This window comes from Saccharopolyspora mangrovi (assembly GCF_035320975.1).
Lineage (GTDB): Bacteria > Actinomycetota > Actinomycetes > Mycobacteriales > Pseudonocardiaceae > Saccharopolyspora > Saccharopolyspora mangrovi.
In genome coordinates, this window is record NZ_JAWLNX010000006.1 from 11038 (window position 1) to 32918 (window position 21881).

Here is a 21881-nt window from a genome sequence, read left to right on the forward strand (position 1 = left end):
GCGGGAGCGCGGACCCTAGACTCGCGGGAATCCGCTTCCGGGAGCCGCTGGGCGGCTGACCGGGTTCGTCGGGAGCATTGGGGGCCGGTTGTGTGGGTTGTGCACGCGTTGTGCGACTCCGGGGGCCGGTTGCTGGTGTGGGCCGAGGACTCGGAGCGACCCGCGCGGCTGCCCGGGCGGGCGCCCGCCGGAGTTCTGGCGCACCCGTTCGCCGTGGACGGCGAGGAGCTGCTGGGCGCGGTCCCCGTCGACGGGGTCGTCGAGAGCGCCGAGCTGGCGCTGCCCTCCTTCGCGTCGGCCCCGGTGGCCTCACCGGAGCTGGTGCGGGATCCGCTGACGGCCGGAGCGGCACCGCGCGGGAAGTTGCGGTTGCGGCACTGGCGGGTGGGCGCGGTGTCGATCCCGCCCGCGGTCCTGCCGGAGCTGCTCGCCGCCGAGCTGCCCGGGTGCCGGATCGGGTCGGACGCGAGGTTCCTGGGCGAGCTCGCCGACTTCGCCGAGTCCCTGGTCACCGGCGGCCGGGTGATCCCGTCGCTGCTCTTCGAGGGCGATCGGCCCGCCGCGCGGTGGATCCCGGCGATGGCGGGATCGGATTCCGCGCGGTTCGTCGCGCTGCGCGACGCGATGCCGCACGCCCTGCGCGCCGCGAGCGGAGACGCGCCGGAGCAGGTCCTGCACGCGGCGCTGAACGCGCTGGTCGACGACCTCGCGCGCACCAAGCTCACGCGGGGTCTCGTCGCGGCCGAGGGGCCCACCGCGGCCTGGCTCAACGCCCTGACCGGTGAGCCGCACTTCGCCGGCGACCGCGCTCAGCTGCGCACGCTCGCCCGCCAGCTGGAGTCCTGGCACACCGGTCTGGCCGGGCAGAGCCCGTTGCGCACCTGCTTCCGGCTGCACGCGCCGGAGGACGACGAGCCGGACTGGATCGTGGAGTTCATGCTGCAGGCCGTCGACGACCCGGGCGTGCTGATCTCCGCGCAGGACGTGTGGGCCGACAACGACCACGTGCTGCACCGCTGGGTGGACCAGCCGCAGGAACTGCTGCTCGCCGAGCTCGGCCGCGCCAGCCGCATCTGCCCGGAGCTCGACGCCGCGCTGCGCTCGACGCACCCGACCGAGCTGGTGCTCGACACCGAAGGGGCCTACGAGTTCCTCAGCCGCGCCGCTCACCTCGACCAGGCCGGTTTCGCGGTCCTGCTGCCGTCGTGGTGGGGGCGCAGCCAGCGGCAGCTCGGCCTGAAGCTCAACGCCACCAGCACGGGGACCGCGGGCGCGGTCACCAAGGAATCCGGCATCGACAAGAACGCCCTGATCGACTACCGCTGGGAACTGGCGCTGGGCAACGAGACCCTGACCCAGGACGAGCTCGCCGAGCTGGCCGCCGCCAAGGTCCCGCTGGTGCGGATGCGCGGGCGCTGGGTGCAGGTCGACCGCAAGCTGCTGGCCGCCGGCCTGGCGATGCTGGAGCAGGACGCGACCGGCCAGATGACCGCGCTCGACCTGCTCAAGCAGGCGGGCGGTGAGGGCGAGGAGCAGCGCCCGCTGCCGGTGGTGGAGGTCAACGCCACCGGCTGGCTCGGCGAGCTCATGTCGGGCCAGGCCGACCAGCACCTCGAACCCGTCGACCCGCCGACCGGTTTCGGCGCGACGCTGCGCCCCTACCAGCGCCGCGGGCTGGCGTGGCTGGCGTTCCTGAACCGGCTCGGGCTCGGCGGCTGCCTGGCCGACGACATGGGCCTGGGCAAGACCGTGCAGCTGCTCGCGCTGGAAGCCCTCTCCCGCCAGGAGGAGTCGCGCCCGCCGACGCTGCTGGTGTGCCCGATGTCGGTGGTCGGCAACTGGCAGCGCGAGGCCGAGCGCTTCGCGCCCGGGCTGCGGGTGCACGTCCACCACGGCGGCCGGCGGCTCAGCGGCGAGGACCTGCGCGACGAGGTGGAGCGCTACGACCTGGTGATCACCACCTACCCGCTGGCCGCGCGAGATGCCGAGGCGCTGCGCGAAATCCGCTGGGAACGCGTGGTCCTCGACGAAGCGCAGAACATCAAGAACAGCAACTCCCGGCAGGCCAAGGCGGTTCGCGGGTTGTCGGCGCGGCAGCGCATCGCGCTGACCGGCACGCCGGTGGAGAATCGGCTGGCCGAGCTCTGGTCCATCATGGACTTCGCGAACCCGGGAATCCTCGGCTCGCTGAGCACTTTCCGCGCCCGCTACGCGGTTCCGGTGGAGCGCGACGGCGACACCGACGCGGCGGCGAGGCTGCGCCGGGTCACCGGGCCGTTCGTGCTGCGGCGGGTCAAGACCGATCCCGCGGTCATCACCGATCTGCCCGACAAGATCGAGATGAAGCAGCTGTGCAACCTCACCTCCGAGCAGGCCACGCTGTACCAGGCGGTGGTGGACGACATGCTCGCGCGCATCGCCGAGAGCGAGGGCATGGAACGCCGGGGCCTGGTGCTGGCGACCATGTCCAAGCTCAAGCAGGTCTGCAACCACCCCGCCCAGCTGCTCGGCGACGGCTCGCCGCTGCCCGGCCGTTCCGGCAAGCTCGCGCGGCTGGAGGAACTGCTCGAATCGGTGCTCGCCGAGGGCGACAAGGCGCTGGTGTTCACCCAGTTCGCCGAGTTCGGCGGGCATCTCGTGCCGCACCTGTCGGCGCGCTTCGACACCGAGGTGCCGTTCCTGCACGGCGGCACGCCGAAGAAGGCCCGCGACGCGATGGTCGAGCGCTTCCAGGACCCCGAGGGGCCGCGGATCTTCCTGCTCTCGCTGAAGGCGGGCGGCACCGGCTTGACGCTGACCGCCGCCAACCACGTCATCCACCTCGACCGCTGGTGGAACCCGGCGGTCGAGGACCAGGCCACCGACCGGGCGTTCCGCATCGGGCAGCGCCGGGACGTGCAGGTGCGCAAGCTGACCTGCATCGGCACCCTGGAGGAGAAGATCGACCGGATGATCGAGGACAAGAAGGCGCTGGCGCAGCTCGTCGTGGGCAGCGGCGAGAACTGGCTGACCGAGCTGTCCACCCAGCAGCTGCGCGAACTGGTGACGCTGGACGCGGAGGCGATCGGTGCCTGAGCAGTGGAAGTTCGAAGCGCGCGGGCCGATCCGGGTCTCCGGTGGCATCAAGGCGCGCAGCAAGCGCGGCTCGATCCCGCAGACCTGGTGGTCGCAGCGGTTCATCGAGGTACTGGAGTCCTTCGGCATGGGCGGCCGGCTGCAGCGCGGCAAGAACTACGCGCGCGCCGGCCAGGTGCTGAACCTGACGCTGTCGACGAGCGTGGTGGTCGGCCTGGTGCAGGGTTCGCGGTCGGAGCCCTACCGGGCGCGGATCGGGATCAAGGCCTTCACCTCGCAGCAGTGGGCCCACATCGAGCGGGAACTGGCGGGTCAGGCGCTGTACGCGGCGAAGCTGCTGGCCGGTGAGATGCCGACCGATCTGGAGCGGGTGTTCGCTGAGCTGGGGCTGGAGCTGTTCCCGTCGACGATGCGCGAGCTGACGATGGACTGCTCGTGCCCGGACTGGGAGATCCCCTGCAAGCACCTGGCCGCCACCTGCTACCTGCTGGCGGAGTCCTTCGACGAGGACCCGTTCCAGATCCTGGCGTGGCGCGGGCGCAGCCGGGAAGAGCTGCTCGACCGGTTGCGCGCCCTGCGCGGAACGCAGCAGGTCACCTCGGAGGAGGCATCGGCCGAGAAGCCGCTGGAGGACCACCTGCACGACTTCTGGACCAGCCCCGCCCCCGCCGGGACGTCCGAGGGCCAGGCGGCCGGGACACCGGTGCTCGACGAGCTGGAGCCGCTGCCGCTGGAGGTGGACGGCGTGCCGGTGACCGATCTGCTGCGTCCGGCCTACCGGGCGTTCACCGAGTAGTGGTGCGGGGAGGGGAGTACCCCCAGGTGGCTCCCCTCCCCGACTTCGCACGGCTCCCACGCGCTCCGTCCGTTGGACGCGCGTGGGAGCCGTTGGTTGCCTGCCGGGTTTTCCCGTTTTTGCCGGAACTCTCGCGACCCGGGTATGGCTTTCCGAGCGACGGCGGGATATGTCTTGTCGCGCACGGAGATCGGGAGGGCGCATGCGCTGGGTGAAGTTCGGCATCGGGTTGGTCGTGGCAGCGGCGGTGGCGGTGGGGTGCTCCGCGCCGCCACCCGCACCGCAACCGGCCCCGAACCGGCTGCAGGACGTCCTAGGGCGCGGTGAGCTGCGGGTGTGCAGCACCGGCGACTACCGGCCCTTCACCTACCGCGACGCCGCAGGGGCGTGGAGCGGCATCGACATCGACGTCGCCCACGACATGGCGCGCGAGCTCGGCGTGCGCGCCACGATCGTGCCCACCACGTGGAAGACGCTGATGGACGACTTCGCGGCGCGCTGCGACATCGCCGTCGGCGGGGTGTCGATCACCCTGGAGCGCGCCCAGCGGGCGTTCTTCAGCACGCCGTTCGGGGTGGACGGCAAGACGCCGATCACGCGCTGCGAGAACGCGGCCCGGTTCCAGACCCTGGAGCAGATCGACCAGCCCGGGGTGCGCGCGGTGGTCAACCCCGGCGGCACGAACGAGAAGTTCGCCCGGCAGAGCCTCAAGCGGGCGACCATCGTCGAGCACCCGGACAACAACACGATCTTCCAGCAGATCGTCGACGGCCACGCGGACCTGATGATGACCGACGCCTCGGAGACCCGCTGGCAGGCGCGGCAGCACCCGGAGCTGTGCCCGGTCCACCCGGAGCAGCCGTTCACCTTCGCCGAGAAGGCCTACCTGCTGCCGCAGGGCGACGTGGCGTTCCAGCAGTGGGTGAACCACTACCTCGACATCGCCCGCCACGATGGCACCTACCAGCGGTTCGCGTCCGCGTGGATCGGCTGAGCGGCTGTGATGTGAGCCGGTAGTCATCGCCTCGCCGTGTCCCTCGTGCGAGGCTGGGAAGTGCAACCATCCGCAACTACCCGGGGACCCGCTTCGGGCCTCGAGGGAACAGGACGGTCAACGATGACTGCTGCCCACAACCAGGGCGAGACCGCGGCCCCCTACGGATCGGGGCCCGGCCGGCGCAAGGTGCGCATCCACCACCTCCAGCAGCTCAAGGAGCGCGGCGAGCCGTGGCCCATGCTCACCTCCTACGACATGTACAGCGCGCGCATCTTCGACCAGGCCGGCATCCCGGTGCTGCTGGTCGGTGACTCCGCGGCCAACAACGTCTACGGCTACGAGACCTCGCTGCCGGTGACCGTGGACGAGATGCTGCCGCTCACCCGCGCGGTCACGCGTTCCGTCGAGCACGCGCTCGTGGTCGCCGACCTGCCGTTCGGCTCCTACCAGGCCTCGCCCCAGCAGGCGCTGGAGACCGCGACCCGGTTCATGAAGGAAGGCCGCGCGCACGCGGTGAAGCTCGAGGGCGGGCGCCGCTTCGCCCCGCAGATCGAGGCGCTGACCTCGGCGGGCATCCCCGTGATGGCCCACATCGGCTTCACCCCGCAGCACGAGCACGGCCTCGGCGGCTACCGGGTGCAAGCCCGCGGCGACCAGGCCGACCAGCTGCTCGACGACGCTCTCGCCGTGCAGGAGGCGGGCGCGTTCTCGGTGGTGCTGGAGATGGTCACCGCCGAAGCCGCCAAGCGCGTCACCAACGAGCTGCGCATCCCCACCGTGGGCATCGGCGCGGGTCCGGACTGCGACGCCCAGGTGCTGGTGTGGACCGACATGTCCGGCATGAACACCGGTCGCACGGCCAAGTTCGTCAAGCAGTACGCCGACCTCGGCAACATCCTCTCCGGCGCGGCGGAGCAGTTCGCCGCGGAGGTCAAGGGCCGCTCCTTCCCCGGCCCCGAGCACTCCTTCCACTGATCGACCGCGCGAGGGGCCCGGGGTGCGCGCACCCCGGGCCCCTCGTCGTCAGCCCGCCCGGTGGGCGAGGACGTCGGCGTGGCAGGGCTTGGGGGCGCACCAGCAGCCGAGGGCCCGGCCGGCGAGCTCTCCTTCGCGGAGGCGTTCCAGCAGGTCGGGGCGGCCGTCGAGCCACTGCTCGTAGTGGCGGACCATGGCTTCGCGGTCGGTCTTGGCCTCGGAGACGAAGGGGCTGGCGAAGTCCGACTGCGGCCATCCGTGCCTCGGACCGGAATGGCCCACGTAGGTCAGCAGGTCCTGCTCCACCAGCCACGGCACCAGGTGCTTGTGCGGTCCGTCCTTGCGGACGTTGACCACCACGGCGTGCCCGTCGAGCAGTGCGTCCGCCCGCTCCCGCTCGTCATCGCTCCAACTGCTCGCTTCCTCCGGCAGCACCCGAACCACCTCCGCCCCCAGCCTGCCGTCAACGCGGCCACGCCACGACCCCGGCCGCGCTCAACACCCGGAATACCGCCGTAATCAGGGAACGGAATACCGCAGTAATCCACCCAACCGACGATCACCAGACCGAAAACTCCGGTAATCGGTGCCCTGAATACCGCCGTAATCGGGGAAACGAGTGCCGCGGTGATCCGCCTCCCCGGGGGTCACAGGACCGGGTGCACCGGTGATCCACGTCCTGGACACCGCCGTGATCGGGGTGGGCCTGGCTCGGGGCGGCGGATTCGGGTTGAGGGTGGCCGGGTTCCGGTCAGACGTCGGTGATGCGGAGGCCTGCGTGGGCCTTGTAGCGGCGGTTGATGGCGATGAGGTTGGCGGTGAAGGCCTCGACCTGGTGGGCGTTGCGGAGGCGGCCGCCGTAGATGCCGCGGACGCCGGGGATGATGTCGGCGAGTTCCCGAACCGTGTCGGTGGCCTCGCGGTCGTCACCGAGGACCAGGACGTCGAGGTCGACGTGGTCGACACCGAGGTCGGCCAGGGTCACCGCGGAGACGTGGTGGAAGGCGGCGGTGACGCGCGAGTCGGGCAGGATCTGCTCCGCCTGCTGGGCCGCGCTGCCCTCGTCGACCGGGAGCGCGTAGGGGCCCTTCTTGTCGAAGCCCAGCGGGTTCACGCAATCGATGACGATCTTGCCCGCCAGCTCGGTCTGCAGCGACTTCAGCGTGTCGGCGTGGCCCTCCCACGGCAGTGCCGCCAGCACCAGGTCCGAGGCCGCCGCGCAAGCCGCGTTGTCGGCGCCGGTGACGTCGCCGCCGGCGATCTCCTTGATCTCGTCGGCCGCCTGCTGCGCGCGCTCCGCGTTGCGGGACCCGATCACGACCTTCAGCCCGGCCTTGGCCCAGCGGATCGCCAGTCCCCGGCCCTGAGCTCCGGTACCGCCCAACACTCCGACGGTCATCTCCCGCACGCTCGTCACCTTCACGGCCCCTTTCGTCGCCATCGACCTTCCGCGATCCACAATCGACCCGTGGCCCCGAGAATGCCACGAGGTGTGCGTCAGGCCACTTCGAACTCGACGTCGCGGCGGGCCGGGTCGGCGGTCACCAGCCGCACCCGGACCTGCTGGCCCTCGACGAGGCCACCGCCGGTGCAGCGGGCGATGATCGGCGGGTCGGCGACGAAGACCTCCCCCGCCACCCCGTTGGGCACGCGCAGCACGGTCGCCGGGAACTCCTCGCCGACCCGCGACTCCAGCGACCAGGCCTGCGTCTGGGCGATGCAGGCCCGCTCGACCTGCGCGGCGACCCGGTCCGAGCCGCCCATCGCCGAGGGCAGCCCGGCCAGCGCCTCCAGCACCCACCCGGGGATCTCGCGCCCGGCGGTCACCGCCAGGCAGACCTCCGCGCTGTAGCGGTCCACCAGCCGCCGGATCGGGGCGGTGACGTGCGCGTAGGAGGCGCCGATGCCGGCGTGCCCGGACTTGGCGGGAGCACCGTCACCGAACGCCGTGTAGCCGGCGCCGCGCAGCAGGCGGGTGGCCGCGACGTGCACGGCCAGCGCCTCCGGGCGGGCCGGGTCGAGCTCGGCGAGCGCTTCGGCGGCCGAGAGGCCGACCGGCCAGTGCACGCCGAGCTGGTTGGCCGAGCGCCGCAGCACGTCGACGGTGCCGGAGTCCGGGTCGGGCACCGTGCGCAGCACGCCGACACCGGCCTCCAGCATGATCTCGGCCGCGCACATGCCGGTGAGCAGCGAGATCTCGGCGTTCCACTCCTCGACGACCAGCCGGGGCCGCAGCGCCAGCCGCCAGCCGCCGTTGCCGTCGGACTCCACCTGCTGCTCGGGGAGCCCCAGCTCGATCGCGCCGCGCCGCAGCGCCTGCTCGCGGCGCAGCCTGCCGATCTCCGGCAGCAGCTCGATCGACGGGTGCGCGCAGCCCTGCACCAGCGAGCGGTGCACGCCCTCGTAGTCGAGGCGGGCGACCGAGCGCACCAGCGCGCGGCGCAGGTCCACCAGCTCCGGCGAGCCCTCGGCGTCCAGGTCGATGGTCCACAGCACGGCGGGGCGCACCTGGTCGGGAAGCAGGCTCGCGGCGTCCTCGGACAGCCTCGTGGGGTGCAGCGGGATGTTGCCGTCGGGCAGGTAGAGGGTCTGGCCGCGCCGCCGCGCCTCCTCGTCGAGCGCCCCGCCGGGCGGGACGAATGCGGCGACGTCGGCGATGGCGTAGTGGACCCGGTAGCCGGGACCGCGGCGTCGCAGCAGCACGGCCTGGTCGAGGTCCTTGGCGCCCGGCGGATCCACGGTGACCAGCGGCAACTCGGTGGCGTCGTGGCGGAACCCGGTGGGCAGCGGTTGGGCGACGGTCTGCTCGACCTCCGCGAGCGCGCCCGTCGGGTAGTCGCGGGGCAGGTTCAGCTCGCGGCGGACCGCGGCGAAGTCGAGCCCCCACTGGTGCGCGGCGACGGGAGGAACAGCGTGGACGCCGTCCGGGGACTTCTCCGCCGCCGCCACGAGAACTCAGTCCTCTTCTTTCCAGCGGCGGTCGGCCTCATCGGCCGCCTCGTTGCGCTCCTCGGCTATCTCCAGCGCGCGAGCGGCGGTCTGCTGGTCCGGGTACGGGCCCAAGCGATCGGCGGCACGGCAGCCCGATTTGGGCTCGACCTGCCGATGCTTCAAACAGAAGTACCAACCTCCGCGGGCCATGCGTCGAGCCTCGCACGGGAACGCCGAGCTGTCACGCTTCGCGCGCGGGTTCGACCGGGATGTCCGAACGGCCACCACGGTTGGTCACCAGGCGGGCGGCGGTGGTGCGGCCGGGGGCTGGGCGCCGCGCGGCGGGATCGGGTCCAGGCAGGACACCAGCACCTGGTGGTCCTCCGGGTTCTCGATCCGGCGGCCGTCGCGCATCCGGTACTCCAGCTCGCCGTCGTCGCCGACCTCGACGGTGCAGCCGACCTCGGCCAGCTGGTCGTCGTCGAGGTTGGCCAACCGCTCGTAGCGGGACGGCACCACCCGGTAGACCGGCCACTGCACGTGCCCGAAGGCCTGGTGGAACTCGGCGAGCAGGTTGCGCATCTGCTGCTGCCACGGCAGCGGCATCGCCTCGGCGAGCGAACGCGGTAACACCGCGTAACCCGCCGAGCTCCCGGGCGGTGACTGGTTCAGGTAGTCACCGAGCGGCGTGCTCGACGCGGGCGGACCGGTCGGCCGCGGAATCGGGTCCGGCGTGAACATGAGCAACCCTTTCCGGAGTTTCAGCAGGCCGACGCCATTCTTACCTACCGCACGCCGCCTGCGGCGGGTATCGCGCCGGGCGGCGCGGGCGTGTCCGCGACCGGCCGGACGACCGTCGGCAGCAGCTGCCCTCCGTCCCACAGCTTCGTGACCTCGACTGATTCACCCGGCTGCGGTGCGTGCAGCAGTTGATCGTCGCCCAGGTAGAGCCCGACGTGGTGGATTCCGTGCGGGTCCCGGCCGTAGCCCCAGAACACGAGATCACCCGGTTGGGCCTGCGCGAGGGGCACGTGCACGCCGCCTTGGAAGTACTGGGTCTGCGAGTACTTGGGGATCTCGACGCCTGCCGCCTTCCACGCCTGCTGCGTCAGGCCCGAGCAGTCGAACGCCGCGGGACCGGCCGCGCCCCACACGTAGGGCTTGCCCAACTGGCCCTTGGCGTAGGACAGCGCCTGGCCGGCGAGCACGCTGGCACCGGGCATGTCGTCGCAGCCGGTGATGCCGGGGACGTTGCCCTCGACGCTGACCAGGTGCGCGGCCATCGGCTCCCAGCGGTGGTAGCGCAGCGGGAACGCGGAGCGCTCGACGCGCTGCGCGGCCGTGCCGGGCCGCAGCTCCTCCCAGCCGGGAACTTCCTGCAGCACGTCGTAGAACTTGTTGATCTGGTAGTCGACGTCGGTGACCTGCGCGACCGTTCCCCAGCCCATCGAAGGCCGCATCTGGAAGATGCCCAGCGAGTCGCGGTCGCCGTGGGTCAGGTTGGCCAGGTTCGACTCGGTCTTGCCCGCCTGGATGGCGATCTGCCAGGCGCGCGGCGGAAGTCCGCGCTGCTTGCCGACCTCGATGATGCGCTTGGCCAGCTCGACCGACTCGGGCTTGAGGGTGCCCGCGTCGCTCTCACCCCGCCCGGCACCGTCGCCCCACGGACCGAGGTCGGCACTGCAGTTGGACCAGCCCTGGTTGCCGCCGCTGCTGCTGATCAGCATCGTCAGCACGCCGAGACCGATCATTCCTGCGAAACCCGCGAGCACGATGAAAGCGACCACGAGCTTGCGCATGCGTCAACCTTCCTTGTCGTACTGGGCCACCCGCCATCCGGCCGGGGTCTTGTTCACGGTCACGTTGAGCACCCCGATGTCGGTGGGCAGCCGCACGACCATCGAGCCCTCGGTGGAGGTCACCGCGGCGGGCGCACCGGTGATCACGTTGCCCGCGTTCACCGGATCCACGGTGGACAGCTCGGTGAGGAACTCGTCGGTGGTCAGCGGGCGCAACCCGTCCAGCCACCGCTGGCGGTCGGCGCCGACCGGGTGGTTCACCCAGGCCTCGCCCCACTTCTCCACGATCGCCACGCCCGCCGGGTCCGGTGCGGTCGGCGTCGGACCGGCCTGCGGCACCGAGATCGTCGGCGGCCGCTTCGTCGTGGGCACCACGGCGGAGCGCTGCGGCGGCAGCGTGTACGACGTCGTCCGGCCACCCCCGGCGGCCTCGTTGCGGGTCGGCGGCGGTTCGGGCAGCAGGAGTCCGACGACCGTCGCCGCCGCGCCCACCACGACCAGCGCGGCGGCCAGGTGTTTGGGCGAGCGCAGCGGCCAGCCCCAGAACCTGCGGTACACCGCGGCTCGCCCGCGGTGCGTCCGGATCGGCATCAGCTCCCCCTCATCTGGTCAGCCATCGGCCACCTCCAGCCCTCGGGAGGGCCGGTAGATCACGTGCACCGGACGGCCCTGCACGACCTCGCGGTCGGCCAGGCGCGGCGAATCGGCGCCGGCCGGCTGGTCCGACACGCGCTCCACCGTCGCCCGCGACGGGATCAACACCGGATCTTCGTCGTTCCCGTCCCACTTGGCATCCGCCACCGGGTTGGTATCGACCACCCGACTGGTCGCACGCGCTTCCGGAACGCCCTGCACGCCACCCGGTCTGCGCGGCGAACCGCCACCGGCGGGCAGCGCTCCGGCAGCCGCGCCACCACCCGAGGGGATGGCGCCCTGCGAGGGCGGGGAGCCGTCCTCGCGGTCGAGCCGCTGCGCGACCGCGGGCAGCAGCGCCTCGGGGCGCCGCCTGCGCGGCCGGTCGCCGTACTCCTCGTCTGGGTCGCTGTCGCGGACCTGCTCCCAAAACTCGCCGCCGGCCGGGCTCTCACCGCGACGGCCGAAGCGGGCGAAGATGCCGCCGGGCGCGCGCGGCACCGCGCGCCCGACCGTGCCCACCGACAGCTCGACCATCTGCGTCAGCCGCCGGACCGGCTTGGCCACCAGCAGGAACACGATGGTGATCAGCGCCGCCAGCAGGATCTGGGTGAGCGCCGAGAAACCGCGCGTCGGGTCGAAGATCCAGGTCAAGATCAGCGTGTGCAGGCCCGCCAGCGCCGAGACCATCACGACGTTGAGCACGGCCGCGCCCGCGACGCGGCCGATCAGCCGCAGGATCTGGTGGTAGACCAGCGCCACCAGGCCGATCAGCGGCCCGGCCAGGATCAGCACCCGCAGCAGCACCTGCGCCAGCAGGATCGTGGCCTTGGCCAGCAGCTGGAACGAGGCGTAGGACAGCGACTGCACGCTGGCCAGCACGCCCGCGCCGACCCGGCTGCCGTCGATGCCCTGGAAGTAGCCGTAGGAGCTGCCCATCTTGCCCGCGACGTCCTCGAACGCCTGCTTCTTGGGCTCCGGCGAACCGGCGTCGGCCCCGGCGTTGACCTCCTGCTTGGTCCACGCCTGCGCGCGCAGCAGCTCCCGGCCCAGCTGCTGGGCCTGCGGGGTGTCCGGCGAACCGAACTCGCCGCGCAACCAGTTGCGGTAGACGACCTGGTCGTGCAGCAGCGTCGGCAGCGCGTTGGCCTCGTCGACCCCGACCTCGTGCAGGAAACCGGCCTGCACCGCCGAGGTCCCGGTGATCACGATCTCGTCCAGCGCGTGGGTGTAGACCAGCGGCGTCAGGTAGGTCGCCGAGGCGAACCACAGCCCGGCCAGCGCCCACATGCCGCGCTTGCCGATGCTGGCCAGGTCGCCCTGCCAGATGTAGCGGAACAGCACGACCGCCAGCACCAGCGCGACCAGCCCGAACCAGGGGGCGAAGACGCTGTCGTAGAGCGCGACCGTGCCGGTGGCGATCACCTCGTCCAGCGGGTCCATCAGATCGCCGTTGAGCAGCGCGTAGTGCAGCCCGTTGGTCGCGCCCACCAGGTTCTTGGCGAGGTTGAACAGCTCGTTGCCGACCCAGGTGTCGACCAGCGCGTCGGGGTTGGTCACGCCCTGCGGGCCGCAGCCGAGGTCGTAGGTGTGCCAGATCAGACCCGCGTAGCCGACCTCGTCGTAGGCGCTGCCCGGGTTGCCCGCGCCCATCGGCGCCGGGTCCAGCGCGCCCACCATGCCCGATCCGGGACGCTCCGGGTTGGGCGCCTCCTTGCAGTCGAGGCTCTGGCCCCAGGCCGGGGCCGCCAGCAGCGACTGCATCGCCAGCAGGCCCGCGACCAGCAGGTACGCCTTACGCCGACGCGGCGTCAGCACCTCCGCCGAACGCGTCCGGCGGTTGATCACCAGCGTGGTGATCACCGCTGCGAGCGCAGCGGCGACCAGCAGCATGCCCAAGACCGCGGCGCTCACCGGGCGTCGTCCCCACCCCGCTCGCCCGGCCGGCGGGTCGAGCTCTCGGTGCCGTCATCGAAGCCGATGCCGACGCTTTCGAGTTCGAACTCGTCGAACGATTCGAAATCGTCCCCGTAGTCGTCCTCCACCGGGTCCAGCGCGGAGGTGGTGGAGTCGGAGTTGACGCCGTCGCCGTCCGGCGCGGGCGCCAGCGCTCGCGGTTCGCTGTCCGGCTCGGAAGCCGGGGTGGTGTCCAGCGAGTCGCGCACGTGCTCCAGGTGCGGGCCGGAGAAGTCGATGCGGATCTTCTCCACGCCGCCCGCGCCGTCGCCGAAGATGAACTGGCGCGGCGAGCGGTCCCGCTGGGTGGCGTTGCGGGCAGGCCCCGGCCGGCGCCCCAGCGCCGAGACGACCTGCTCGTACCCGGCGTCGACCGGCACCTTGAGCAGTCGCAGCGCGTCGGCCTGCGCCTGCTCGTCGTCGAGACGGCCGATGAACACCGAGTCCAGCAGCGACACGAAGCCCTGGATGCGCAGGAAGTCCGCCGGGATCTGGCTGGACAGCAGCACCCGCACGTTCCACTTCCGCGAGTCCCGGGCGAAGCGGTTCATCAGGACCCGGCCGGTCGGGACCTCGGAGAGGAAGAACGCCTCGTCGATCCAGACGCCCTTGCGCTCGCCCTTGGGCCGCTCGTAGATCGACCGCTGGGTCAGCCACGCCGCCAGGTTGAGCATCTCCACGCCGAGCGCTTCGGCGTCGGTCCAGTGCTCGCGGCCGACACCGTCCTTGGGCAGCGTCAGACCGGCCATCGTCAGCACGGTGAGCCGGTCGTCACGGGTCTCGGAGTAGGGGTCGGCGTCGTTCTCCGGGATGAGCAGCGCCATCCGCTCCCGGATCTCGTCGAGGAAGTCGGCGACGACCACCGCGTGCTCGTGGTGCTCGCTGGCGTCGCGGCGCAGCGCCTCGAAGACCATGCCCGGGTGCGCGTCGACCCGGCCGCCGACGGCGCGGACCGCGCGCAGCAGCACGATCCGGGTCTGCGGCAGCTTCGCCACCTCGTACGGCAGCAGGCCGGTGAGCACGTCGAGCACGAGGCGGCGCCGGGTGGCCGCGGCCAGCGCGCGTTCCCGCCGCCAGCCGCGCTCCGGGTCCTCCTCGTCGACGAAGTGCTCCAGCTCCGGCTCGGCGACCACCCGGTACGGGTTGAGGATGCCGGGCTGGGCGTTGAGCAGGTTGATGTTGCGCGCGTAGGGCTTGAGCTCCGGCAGGTTGCACAGCTCCGCCAGCGGCCCCGACGGGTCCAGCAGCGTCCAGTGCGCCCCGGCCCGCAACGTCTTGTAGACCGTGCCGCCGCCGAGGAACGACTTGCCGCCACCGAGACCGGCGACCATCGCGGTCAGGCCGGAGGCGTCGCGGACCTCCTGCGCCATCCACGGGTCCCAGGCGACGGGACGCCGGGTGGCGGTGCAGGTCTCGCCGAGCAGGATGCCGCGCCGGTCGCCGACCTCCGCGGTCGCCTGCGGCACGGCCGAGGCCGCCCACACGACCGAGCCGCGACGCAGGTAGGCGGTGTTGGCCAGCGGCTCACCGGGGATGAACTCGCGGGCCATCGCGTACTGCGCCTCGGGGTGCTCGATGGCGACCTTCGGCTTGTACAGGTCGAGGATCTGCTGGGCCAGCCGCAGCGCGTCGCGCTCGGTGGGTCCGGACACCGCCATCCGCCACCAGGACTTGACCCGGGTGGCCAGGGCGGTGAAGCCGGAGGTCATCTCGTCGTCGATCTCCAGCACCCGGCCCGCCTGGCGGGCCAGCGAGGTCGGCGGCTCCAGGCCGTGCTCCTCGGTGTAGTGCCGGACCTGGGAGCGGACCTTGTTCATCTGCCGCTGGAGCTCGCCGCCGACGTCCTCGGGGCGTCGCACGTAGATCCGCGCGGACCACTCCACCGGGGCGGGCAGCCGGTCGGAGTGCTGCATCCACGGGTCGTCGATCTCCGGGATCTGCAGACCGTGCGTCTGGCCCACGGTGAGCACCGCGACGTGCCGGGTGACGCCGGCGTTGGACCCGGTCCGCCCGCGCACGGTCACCGTCGGCGCGTACGGGTCCTGGTGCATGTCGGAGGCGTCGGTGAACGACGCGAGGTCCTCGGGTTCCCACGGCGCGCCGGGCACGGCCGGCAGGTTGCGCGGGGCGGGCAGGCCCAGCGAGCAGGACCGGTGCATCAGCCAGGAGATCTCCTCGGCGGTCACCGGGCGGCCGTCCAGCCCGGCGGAGCCGATCACCTGGTCCAGGTGCTCGATCTCGCTGTCGAGCGCGATGAGCTCGGCGTCGACGGCCTCCGGGAAGACCTTGTGCAGCAGCGGTGCGGCCCGCTCGACGGCGCGGTCCACGACGTTGCGGGTCTGCACCTGGACCCCCAGGTAGACCTCCTTCTCCGCCATCGACCGGCCCATCAGCTGCTGCTGCTCGCCGACCATGTAGTCGTCGAAGCTCAGCGCGCCTTCGGTGTCCGGCAGCGGGTTGCGCGCGTTGTGCACGTGCGCTTCGGCCCACATCCGGATCGGGTAGGGCCGGTTGGTCACCCGCAGGTGGAGCCAGCGTCCCTGCAGTTCCGCGTACTGGCCCGCGATGGCCGCGATGAGGTCCTGGCGCTGCGAGTCGGAGCGGAAGGACCAGCGCTGCGGGGAGAGCCGGTACCAGGCGAAGACGTCCTGGCCGGTGCGCAGCAGGTGCCCGTCGATGGTGCGCGCTGCGATCGACGGGGTGTAGGTCGGGATGGACTGCTCGTCACCCAGGCCCCGCGCGCGTTTGCGCGGCTTGCCGCTGCCCTTGGCACCGCGGATCTTGCCGCTGGAACCGCGGGGTACCTGCTGCGGCTGCTGCTCACCGCCTCGACGGCGACCGAACACCGCGAACCTCCTTGCTACGCGTGCGCCTGCTTCCGACCTGCTGGGACCGGCTGGAGCGCTGCTGCTGCGCCTGCCGGCCCTGTTGCCTGCGTGCCTGCGGCTGACGCCGGGTCTGCCGCTGGGCTTGCCCCTGTCGCGGCTGGCCGCGGCGGGGGCGCTGGTTCTTGGGCACGGGACGACGCCGGCGCACCCGGACGCGGGCGGCGCTGGCCGCCCCGCCGGTGGCCTGCGACTTCTCGCGGGGTGCGGTGAGCTCTCGCATCCACATCTGCATCACCGCGCCGAGCGGGCGTTCGTGCCCGATCTTGGCGCAGATCAGCCGGGTCAAGGCGACGGTGATCACCAGGGCCCACGCCGTGGAGAAGAAGCCGAAGCCGATGTTCATCCGTCGTTCGACGGCCAGGACCAGCAGGAACACCACCGTGCCGACGCCCCACGCCACGTAGCGCGCACGCCAGGGGAAGGTCGCCTTCGGCGGGCCGAGCCAGACGGCGTCTACCCGGTAAACCTCGTCATCGGTGCGTATCCGCACTGGGCATCACCCGTTGGTGCTGAAGAGCTGTGCGATGAAGGTGCCGATGTCGATGCCCGCGTTGGTGACCGCGATACCGACGATGGCCAGCGCGACGAGGACGCCGCCGAGCCTGCGCATCACGCCCGCGTTGTCGCCCTTGCCACCACCGAGCCACAGCAGCAGGATCGCGACGGTCAGCAGCAGCAGCGGTAGCAGGTTGTTCAGGATCCAACCGCGAATGCCTTCGGTGCCCAGCTGAGTCTGCTGGGCGAGTACGTCCAGGTGCGCCAGTGTTTCCAGCGGCATGGCGGTCATCTCTTTACCCCTGAGTACGCGGAGTGTCGTCGGGCCGGTACCTCAACGCGTGGCGGTGATCCGCAACGCGCAGATACGAGTAGAACATGACATGGTCACCAGAAGTAGTGGTTGCGAGCTCGGGTGTGGCGGGTTACAGCGGGACGGCGCAACGGACATCACGCGGTGAATAGGCCATTCGAGCAAGCCACCACGGGCTGGTCATCGCGGAATCGGCGCTCAGGAGGCCGGTTTCGAGCCTGGATCTCGTGGCTGTTCACCCGCTTGCGAGCCCCTTCGTAACGCACCGTGAAAATCCCGGTGGTCCAGTGGATTTCCGCACATCGCACCAGGAAGCACCCAACTGGATCACTCGACGTGATCGCCGAACCCGAAAGAACGAGGTGATCTTGGCACGCACGAATCAGGGTAACGCCCCCAACACGAACAGTTCCCCCCAGGGCATGGGTTTTCACACCTAGACCGAATGGAGCACGTGGGCTACTGCAAGCAGCACAACCACCGTCAGGCAAGCACCGAAGGTGCTTCCTCTTCACCCCACCCCAGCAACTGGCACCGCTGTGCCTTCCCTGCCGGGGATTTCTGACACGTCTTCTGGTGAGGACAACCGCAGCGCCGCGTATCGACATACTCAAGTCGCGGATCCCGGAGCCAGAAGGCGTGTCAGGTTCCGCCGCTGGCACCGCCGAGCAGAGGGACCACTGAGCAGTTGATCAGTAGGGCCGAGTGCGCACCGAACAGCACGTCCGACCTCAAGAGAAGCCCCTTACCAAGGACACCCCAGAAAGAGGAGAGCGGAAGAGTCGGTCTGTAAGCCGGATTCTGTTCCCGGCGGCCTTCCGGCCAAACCGTTCAGCGACCATCTATCTAGGCCCGCCGTCGCCGACGAGCTCGTGCGGCCTACCCGCGAACCTCGGGCGAGCAACCCTCAACCGTCCGCGCGGGCGCCGGAACGCCCATCTTGGCCTTGCTCCGGGTGGGGTTTACCGAGCCACCCCGGTCGCCCGGGGTGCTGGTGGTCTCTTACACCACCGTTTCACCCTTACCCGACGCGTGCGCCGGGCGGTCTGCTTTCTGTGGCACTTTCCCGCGGGTCGCCCCGGGTTGCCGTTGGCAACCACCCTGCTCTGTGGAGTCCGGACTTTCCTCGACGGGCCGTGGCCCGCCGCGATCGCTCAACCGGCTCTTCCGCACCGCCGATTTTACCGCCGCGCCCGCGACGCCTTCCGGCCAGGCCTGTTCACGCCCAGTGGGAGATGTCGTTGACCAGGCGCACGGAGGCGTTGCCGTCGGGGTAGAACTCCACGATGGACAGCGACGCGAGGTCGAGGTGCAGCCGGTAGAAGACCTCCGGACCCACGTCCAGGCCCATGCGCAGCAGCGACTTGATGGGGGTGACGTGGCTGACGACGATGATCGTCTTGCCCGCGTGGCGCTCGACGAGGTCGTCGCGAGCGGCGGTGACCCGCTGGTGGACGGCGGCGAGGCTCTCCCCGGCCGGGGGCACGACGGTGGGGTCGCCGATCCACGCGCGGTGCAGCTCGGGGTACTTCTCGGCGGCTTCCAGGAAGGTGAGCCCCTCCCACTCGCCGAAGTCGGTTTCGAGCAGGCCGTCGTGGAACTCGAGCTCGCCGCCGGTGGCGTCGGCGACCGCCTGGGCGCTCTGCCGGGTGCGGGTGAGCGGCGAGGCGATGATCGGGGCCGGGCCGTCGTCGGTGACGACGCCGTCCATCGCGGCGAGGCGCTTGGCGGCGGCGTGGACCTGCCGCTCCCCCAGCTCGGTGAGCTCCACGTCGCCGCGGCCGGAGTAGCGCCTGTCGACCGACATCGGTGTCTGGCCGTGCCGCAGGAGCAGCATCTTGACGGGTGCGCCCCGGAGGTTCTGCCAGCCGGACGGTCGGCTGCGGGCCGAGGCGCTCTCCGCCTCGGTGACCTGCTCGGACTCGTCCGCGACCTGCCGGGGTTCGATGGTGTCGCCGTCCATCGCGTCGTTGGCGAGCTTGTCGGCGGCGGAGTTCTCGGCGCGCGGGATCCACTCGTAATCGACCTGCTGGAAGTCGGCGGCGAGCTGCCGGGCGAGGGCGTTGAGCGGCTGGATGTTGGCGTGCTTGACCTTCCAGCGCCCGGACATCTGCTCGATGACGAGCTTGGAGTCCATCCGCACCGAGACTTCGGCGGCGCCGAGCTCGCGGGCAGCGCGCAGCCCGGCGATCAGGCCCTGGTACTCGGCGACGTTGTTGGTGGTCTCGCCGAGCCCGATGGCTCGTTCGGCCAGGACGGCGCGGGTTCCGGCGTCGAGCACGACCGCGCCGCAGCCGGCCGGGCCGGGGTTGCCGCGCGATCCGCCGTCGGCTTCGACGATGACCTTCACTTGCTCTCCCGGACCATGATCGCGCCGCACTCCTCGCAGCGGACCACGTCGTCGGGGGCGGATTCGCGGACCTCGTTGAGGGCGTGCCGGTCGAGCTCGATGCGGCAGGCGCCGCAGCGGGCGCCCTGCAGCAGGCCGACGCCGACGCCGCGCTGGCTGCGGACGCGCTCGTAGAGGGCGACGAGGTCGTCCGGGAGGGCCTTGGTGATGATCTCGCGCTCGTCCTGCTTGCGCGTCTCGGCGATGTCGAGCTCGCCGAGCGCCTCGTCGCGGCGGGCCTGGATGTCGGCGAGCTGCTGCTCGGCTTCGGTGACGGCCTCGCGGGACTTGGTCACGTTGGTCTCCAGCGCTTCGCGCTGCTCCATGACCTCCAGCTGCTCGTCCTCGAGGACGGCTTGCCTGCGGGCGAGGGTCTGCAGCTCGTGCTCGAGCTCTTCCTGCTGCTTGGCGGGACCGCCGGCGGCCATCAGGTCGCGGTCGCGGGCTTCGCGCTTGCGGACGTTGTCGACCTCGTTCTCCAGGCGCTTGACCTCGCGGTCGAGGTCGTTGAACGCGGTCTGGGCGACCACGAGCTCGTCGCGCTTGGTCTGCACTTCGCGCTCGGCCTCACCGATCCGCTCGAGTTCCGGCAACGTGCGCCTGCGGTGGACGACGCGGTTGAGCTCCGCGTCGACGTCCGCGAGATCGAGCAGCCGTCGTTGAACGGCGGGGTCGGCTTTCACGCGAGCGCCCTCCCTGGGTCTGGGGTCGCACCGGCGTGCACGGTCCACGGGTCGGTGCGTCGGGTGGATACGAGGACTTCGACTGTATCCGGCAGCGCCGCGGACACGAGGTCTGCGGCCTGCTGGCACCACGGCCATTCGCTGGCCCAGTGCGCCACGTCGACGAGCGCGGGCACCGAGGTGCCGGGCACGTCGGCCTGGGCGAGGTGCTCGCCGGCCGGGTGGTGGCGCAGGTCAGCGGTGACGTAGGCGTCGACGCCGGCTTCGGCGGCGGCGGTCAGGAACGAGTCGCCGGCTCCGCCGCAGACGGCGACGCGGCGGATCTCGCGGTCGGGGTCGCCCGCGCCGCGCACGCCCCACGCGGTGGTGGGCAGGCCGTCGGCAACGCGGCGGACGAACGCGCTGAACGGTTCGGCCCGGGGCAGTTCACCGACGCGGCCCAGACCGGTGTCGGCGCCGGGCGCGATGGGCATCAGCGGCTGGGTGGTGGTCAGGCCGAGCGCTCCGGCGAGCGCGTCGGACACGCCCGGGTTGGCCTTGTCGGCGTTGGTGTGGGCGCAGTAGAGGCCGATGCCGGCGCGGATGAGCCGGTGCACGACGCGGCCCTTGTGGTCGTCGGCGGGCACTCCGTGGACGCCGCGCAGCAGCAGCGGGTGGTGCGAGACGAGCAGCTGGGCGCCGAAGTCGATGGCCTCGTCCACCGTGGCCTCGATCGGGTCGACGCAGAACAGCACGCGTTGCACGACCGAGTCGGGGTCGCCGCAGACCAGGCCGACGGCGTCCCAGTCCTCGGCGAGCCCGGTGGGGTACGCCTTCTCCAGCGCGCCGATCACGTCCCGAATCCGCACCGTTTCACCCGCGTTCCACAACATCTCGAAAAGCCTTGACCAACAACGAGTTCTGCTCCGGTTCGCGGACCGCGACCCGGAGGTGGTCCGCGTCGAGGCCGGGGAAGGTGTCGCCCCGGCGCACCGCGACGCCGCGCTCCCGCAGCGCTTCCCGCACCCGCCGGCCGTCCGGCACCCGCAGCAGCAGGAACGGCGCTTCGGCCGCGCGCACGACCTCGACGCCGGGCAGTCCGGCGAGTTCGGCCAGCAGCTGGGCGCGGTGCTCGCCGAACTCCGCTGCGGCGCGCTGGGATTCGGCGATCGCGTGCGGTTCGCAGCAGGCGCGCACGGCGGTGAGCACCAGCGAGTTGACCGGCCAGTGCGGGCGGTTGCGGCCGAGGTCGGCGAGCAGTCGCGGGTCGCCGAGCGCGTACCCGGCGCGCAGGCCGGGCAGGCCCCACATCTTGGTGAGGCTGCGCAGCACGAGCAGTCCTGGTTCGGCGAGGTGCGCCACGGATTCGCGTTCGCCGGGAACGGTGTCGATGAAGGCCTCGTCGACGACCACCACGCGGCCGGGCCGCAGCAGCCTGCGGATCTCCTCGGCGGGGTGCAGCACCGAGGTCGGGTTGGTGGGGTTGCCGAGCACGACCATGTCGGCCTCGTCGGGGACCTGCTCGGCGCGCAGGCGGTAGCCGTCAGCCGCGTCGAGGACCACGCGTTCGACCTGGACACCGGCGTTGCGCAGGGCGAGCTCGGGTTCGGTGAACGAGGGGTGGATCAGCGCGGCGAGCTTCGGGCGCAGCGCGGGCAGCAGCGCGAAGCCCTCGGCGGCTCCGGCCAGCACCAGCACCTCGTCCGGCCGCCGGTCGTGCCTGGTGGCGACGGCGCGGCGGGCGGCTTCGTCCGCCTCGGCCGACGGGTAGGAGCCGAGGTCGTCGAGGGCCTCGGCGAGCCGGGAGCGCAGCCATTCCGGTGGCCGGTCCAGCCGCACGTTGACGGCGAAGTCGGCCAGCCCGCGCGCCGCGTCCACGTCACCGTGGTGGCGCAACAGTTCCCGATCGTCCCCGCTCATCGTGGGCAGTTTAAACGTCCACGTCGGAGCGCTTCAGGGCGCGGGGCCGAGG

At 71.6% G+C, this 21881-nt stretch carries 19 protein-coding genes and 1 other RNA gene; 4 read left to right on the forward strand and 16 right to left on the reverse strand.

Annotation, left to right across the window (positions count from 1 at the left end):
• Nucleotides 1–90: 90 nt before the first annotated feature.
• The 4 genes from R4I43_RS10260 to panB all read left to right on the forward strand — a co-directional run bounded on the left by R4I43_RS10260 (nucleotide 91) and on the right by panB (nucleotide 5843).
• The gene (locus R4I43_RS10260) at nucleotides 91–3075 is read left to right on the forward strand and encodes a DEAD/DEAH box helicase (RefSeq protein WP_324265345.1); all 2985 of its coding nucleotides are present in this window, start codon (nucleotides 91–93) and stop codon (nucleotides 3073–3075) included.
• Nucleotides 3068–3871: an SWIM zinc finger family protein gene (locus R4I43_RS10265; RefSeq protein ID WP_324265346.1), complete on the forward strand. Its 804-nt coding sequence runs from the start codon at nucleotides 3068–3070 to the stop codon at nucleotides 3869–3871. The genes R4I43_RS10260 and R4I43_RS10265 overlap by 8 nt, the downstream gene beginning before the upstream one ends.
• A 202-nt stretch (nucleotides 3872–4073) precedes the next feature.
• Nucleotides 4074–4865 carry a transporter substrate-binding domain-containing protein gene (locus R4I43_RS10270; protein ID WP_324265347.1) on the forward strand — a complete coding sequence of 264 codons (792 nt, stop codon included), beginning with the start codon at nucleotides 4074–4076 and terminating at the stop codon, nucleotides 4863–4865.
• 123 nt (nucleotides 4866–4988) lie between these two features.
• Nucleotides 4989–5843: a 3-methyl-2-oxobutanoate hydroxymethyltransferase gene (gene panB, locus R4I43_RS10275; RefSeq protein ID WP_324265348.1), complete on the forward strand. Its 855-nt coding sequence runs from the start codon at nucleotides 4989–4991 to the stop codon at nucleotides 5841–5843.
• 48 nt (nucleotides 5844–5891) lie between these two features.
• On the opposite strand, the gene R4I43_RS10280 is transcribed toward panB, so the two are convergent.
• From R4I43_RS10280 to cobC, 16 genes are all read right to left on the reverse strand, one after another.
• Nucleotides 5892–6278, reverse strand: coding sequence for a DUF4326 domain-containing protein (locus tag R4I43_RS10280; protein ID WP_324265349.1), 387 nt, complete (start codon nucleotides 6276–6278; stop codon nucleotides 5892–5894).
• Nucleotides 6279–6594: 316 nt separating this feature from the next.
• Nucleotides 6595–7260, reverse strand: a complete 666-nt coding sequence (npdG, locus tag R4I43_RS10285; RefSeq protein ID WP_324265611.1) for an NADPH-dependent F420 reductase — start codon at nucleotides 7258–7260, stop codon at nucleotides 6595–6597.
• Nucleotides 7261–7340: 80 nt separating this feature from the next.
• Nucleotides 7341–8792, reverse strand: coding sequence for an RNB domain-containing ribonuclease (locus R4I43_RS10290; protein ID WP_407691224.1), 1452 nt, complete (start codon nucleotides 8790–8792; stop codon nucleotides 7341–7343).
• Between the two features lie 6 nt (nucleotides 8793–8798).
• Complete coding sequence (locus tag R4I43_RS10295) at nucleotides 8799–8957, reverse strand: hypothetical protein (protein ID WP_324265350.1); 159 nt, start codon at nucleotides 8955–8957, stop codon at nucleotides 8799–8801.
• A 111-nt stretch (nucleotides 8958–9068) separates the two neighbouring features.
• Nucleotides 9069–9515 carry a hypothetical protein gene (locus R4I43_RS10300; protein WP_324265351.1) on the reverse strand — a complete coding sequence of 149 codons (447 nt, stop codon included), beginning with the start codon at nucleotides 9513–9515 and terminating at the stop codon, nucleotides 9069–9071.
• 44 nt (nucleotides 9516–9559) lie between these two features.
• Nucleotides 9560–10573: a C40 family peptidase gene (locus R4I43_RS10305; RefSeq protein WP_324265352.1), complete on the reverse strand. Its 1014-nt coding sequence runs from the start codon at nucleotides 10571–10573 to the stop codon at nucleotides 9560–9562.
• A 3-nt stretch (nucleotides 10574–10576) separates the two neighbouring features.
• Nucleotides 10577–11164 carry a hypothetical protein gene (locus tag R4I43_RS10310; RefSeq protein WP_324265353.1) on the reverse strand — a complete coding sequence of 196 codons (588 nt, stop codon included), beginning with the start codon at nucleotides 11162–11164 and terminating at the stop codon, nucleotides 10577–10579.
• Nucleotides 11165–11182: 18 nt separating this feature from the next.
• Nucleotides 11183–13120, reverse strand: coding sequence for a hypothetical protein (locus R4I43_RS10315; RefSeq protein ID WP_324265354.1), 1938 nt, complete (start codon nucleotides 13118–13120; stop codon nucleotides 11183–11185).
• Nucleotides 13117–16008, reverse strand: a complete 2892-nt coding sequence (locus R4I43_RS10320) for an ATP-binding protein (protein WP_407691225.1) — start codon at nucleotides 16006–16008, stop codon at nucleotides 13117–13119. Before R4I43_RS10320 ends, R4I43_RS10315 begins: the two co-directional genes overlap by 4 nt.
• Nucleotides 15983–16540, reverse strand: coding sequence for a hypothetical protein (locus tag R4I43_RS10325; RefSeq protein WP_324265355.1), 558 nt, complete (start codon nucleotides 16538–16540; stop codon nucleotides 15983–15985). The genes R4I43_RS10320 and R4I43_RS10325 overlap by 26 nt, the downstream gene beginning before the upstream one ends.
• A 6-nt stretch (nucleotides 16541–16546) precedes the next feature.
• Nucleotides 16547–16837 carry a hypothetical protein gene (locus R4I43_RS10330; protein WP_125088700.1) on the reverse strand — a complete coding sequence of 97 codons (291 nt, stop codon included), beginning with the start codon at nucleotides 16835–16837 and terminating at the stop codon, nucleotides 16547–16549.
• 795 nt (nucleotides 16838–17632) lie between these two features.
• Nucleotides 17633–18024: RNase P RNA component class A (gene rnpB / locus R4I43_RS10335), an RNA gene on the reverse strand.
• A gap of 53 nt (nucleotides 18025–18077) precedes the next feature.
• Complete coding sequence (locus R4I43_RS10340; RefSeq protein ID WP_324265356.1) at nucleotides 18078–19208, reverse strand: bifunctional RNase H/acid phosphatase; 1131 nt, start codon at nucleotides 19206–19208, stop codon at nucleotides 18078–18080.
• The gene (locus tag R4I43_RS10345; protein WP_324265357.1) at nucleotides 19205–19930 is read right to left on the reverse strand and encodes a zinc ribbon domain-containing protein; all 726 of its coding nucleotides are present in this window, start codon (nucleotides 19928–19930) and stop codon (nucleotides 19205–19207) included. The genes R4I43_RS10340 and R4I43_RS10345 overlap by 4 nt, the downstream gene beginning before the upstream one ends.
• Nucleotides 19927–20802, reverse strand: coding sequence for a Nif3-like dinuclear metal center hexameric protein (locus R4I43_RS10350; RefSeq protein WP_324265358.1), 876 nt, complete (start codon nucleotides 20800–20802; stop codon nucleotides 19927–19929). The genes R4I43_RS10345 and R4I43_RS10350 overlap by 4 nt, the downstream gene beginning before the upstream one ends.
• Nucleotides 20783–21829 carry an Rv2231c family pyridoxal phosphate-dependent protein CobC gene (cobC, locus tag R4I43_RS10355; RefSeq protein ID WP_324265359.1) on the reverse strand — a complete coding sequence of 349 codons (1047 nt, stop codon included), beginning with the start codon at nucleotides 21827–21829 and terminating at the stop codon, nucleotides 20783–20785. Before cobC ends, R4I43_RS10350 begins: the two co-directional genes overlap by 20 nt.
• Between the last annotated feature and the right edge of the window lie 52 nt (nucleotides 21830–21881).

Coding starts and splice junctions, on each gene's coding strand:
- R4I43_RS10270 (WP_324265347.1), top strand. CDS start 4,074: ATGCGCTGGGTGAAGTTCGGCATCGGGTTGGTCGTGGCAGCGGCGGTG.
- panB (WP_324265348.1), top strand. CDS start 4,989: ATGACTGCTGCCCACAACCAGGGCGAGACCGCGGCCCCCTACGGATCG.
- R4I43_RS10300 (WP_324265351.1), bottom strand. CDS start 9,515: ATGTTCACGCCGGACCCGATTCCGCGGCCGACCGGTCCGCCCGCGTCG.
- R4I43_RS10305 (WP_324265352.1), bottom strand. CDS start 10,573: ATGCGCAAGCTCGTGGTCGCTTTCATCGTGCTCGCGGGTTTCGCAGGA.
- R4I43_RS10310 (WP_324265353.1), bottom strand. CDS start 11,164: ATGCCGATCCGGACGCACCGCGGGCGAGCCGCGGTGTACCGCAGGTTC.
- R4I43_RS10330 (WP_125088700.1), bottom strand. CDS start 16,837: ATGACCGCCATGCCGCTGGAAACACTGGCGCACCTGGACGTACTCGCC.
- R4I43_RS10350 (WP_324265358.1), bottom strand. CDS start 20,802: ATGTTGTGGAACGCGGGTGAAACGGTGCGGATTCGGGACGTGATCGGC.
- cobC (WP_324265359.1), bottom strand. CDS start 21,829: ATGAGCGGGGACGATCGGGAACTGTTGCGCCACCACGGTGACGTGGAC.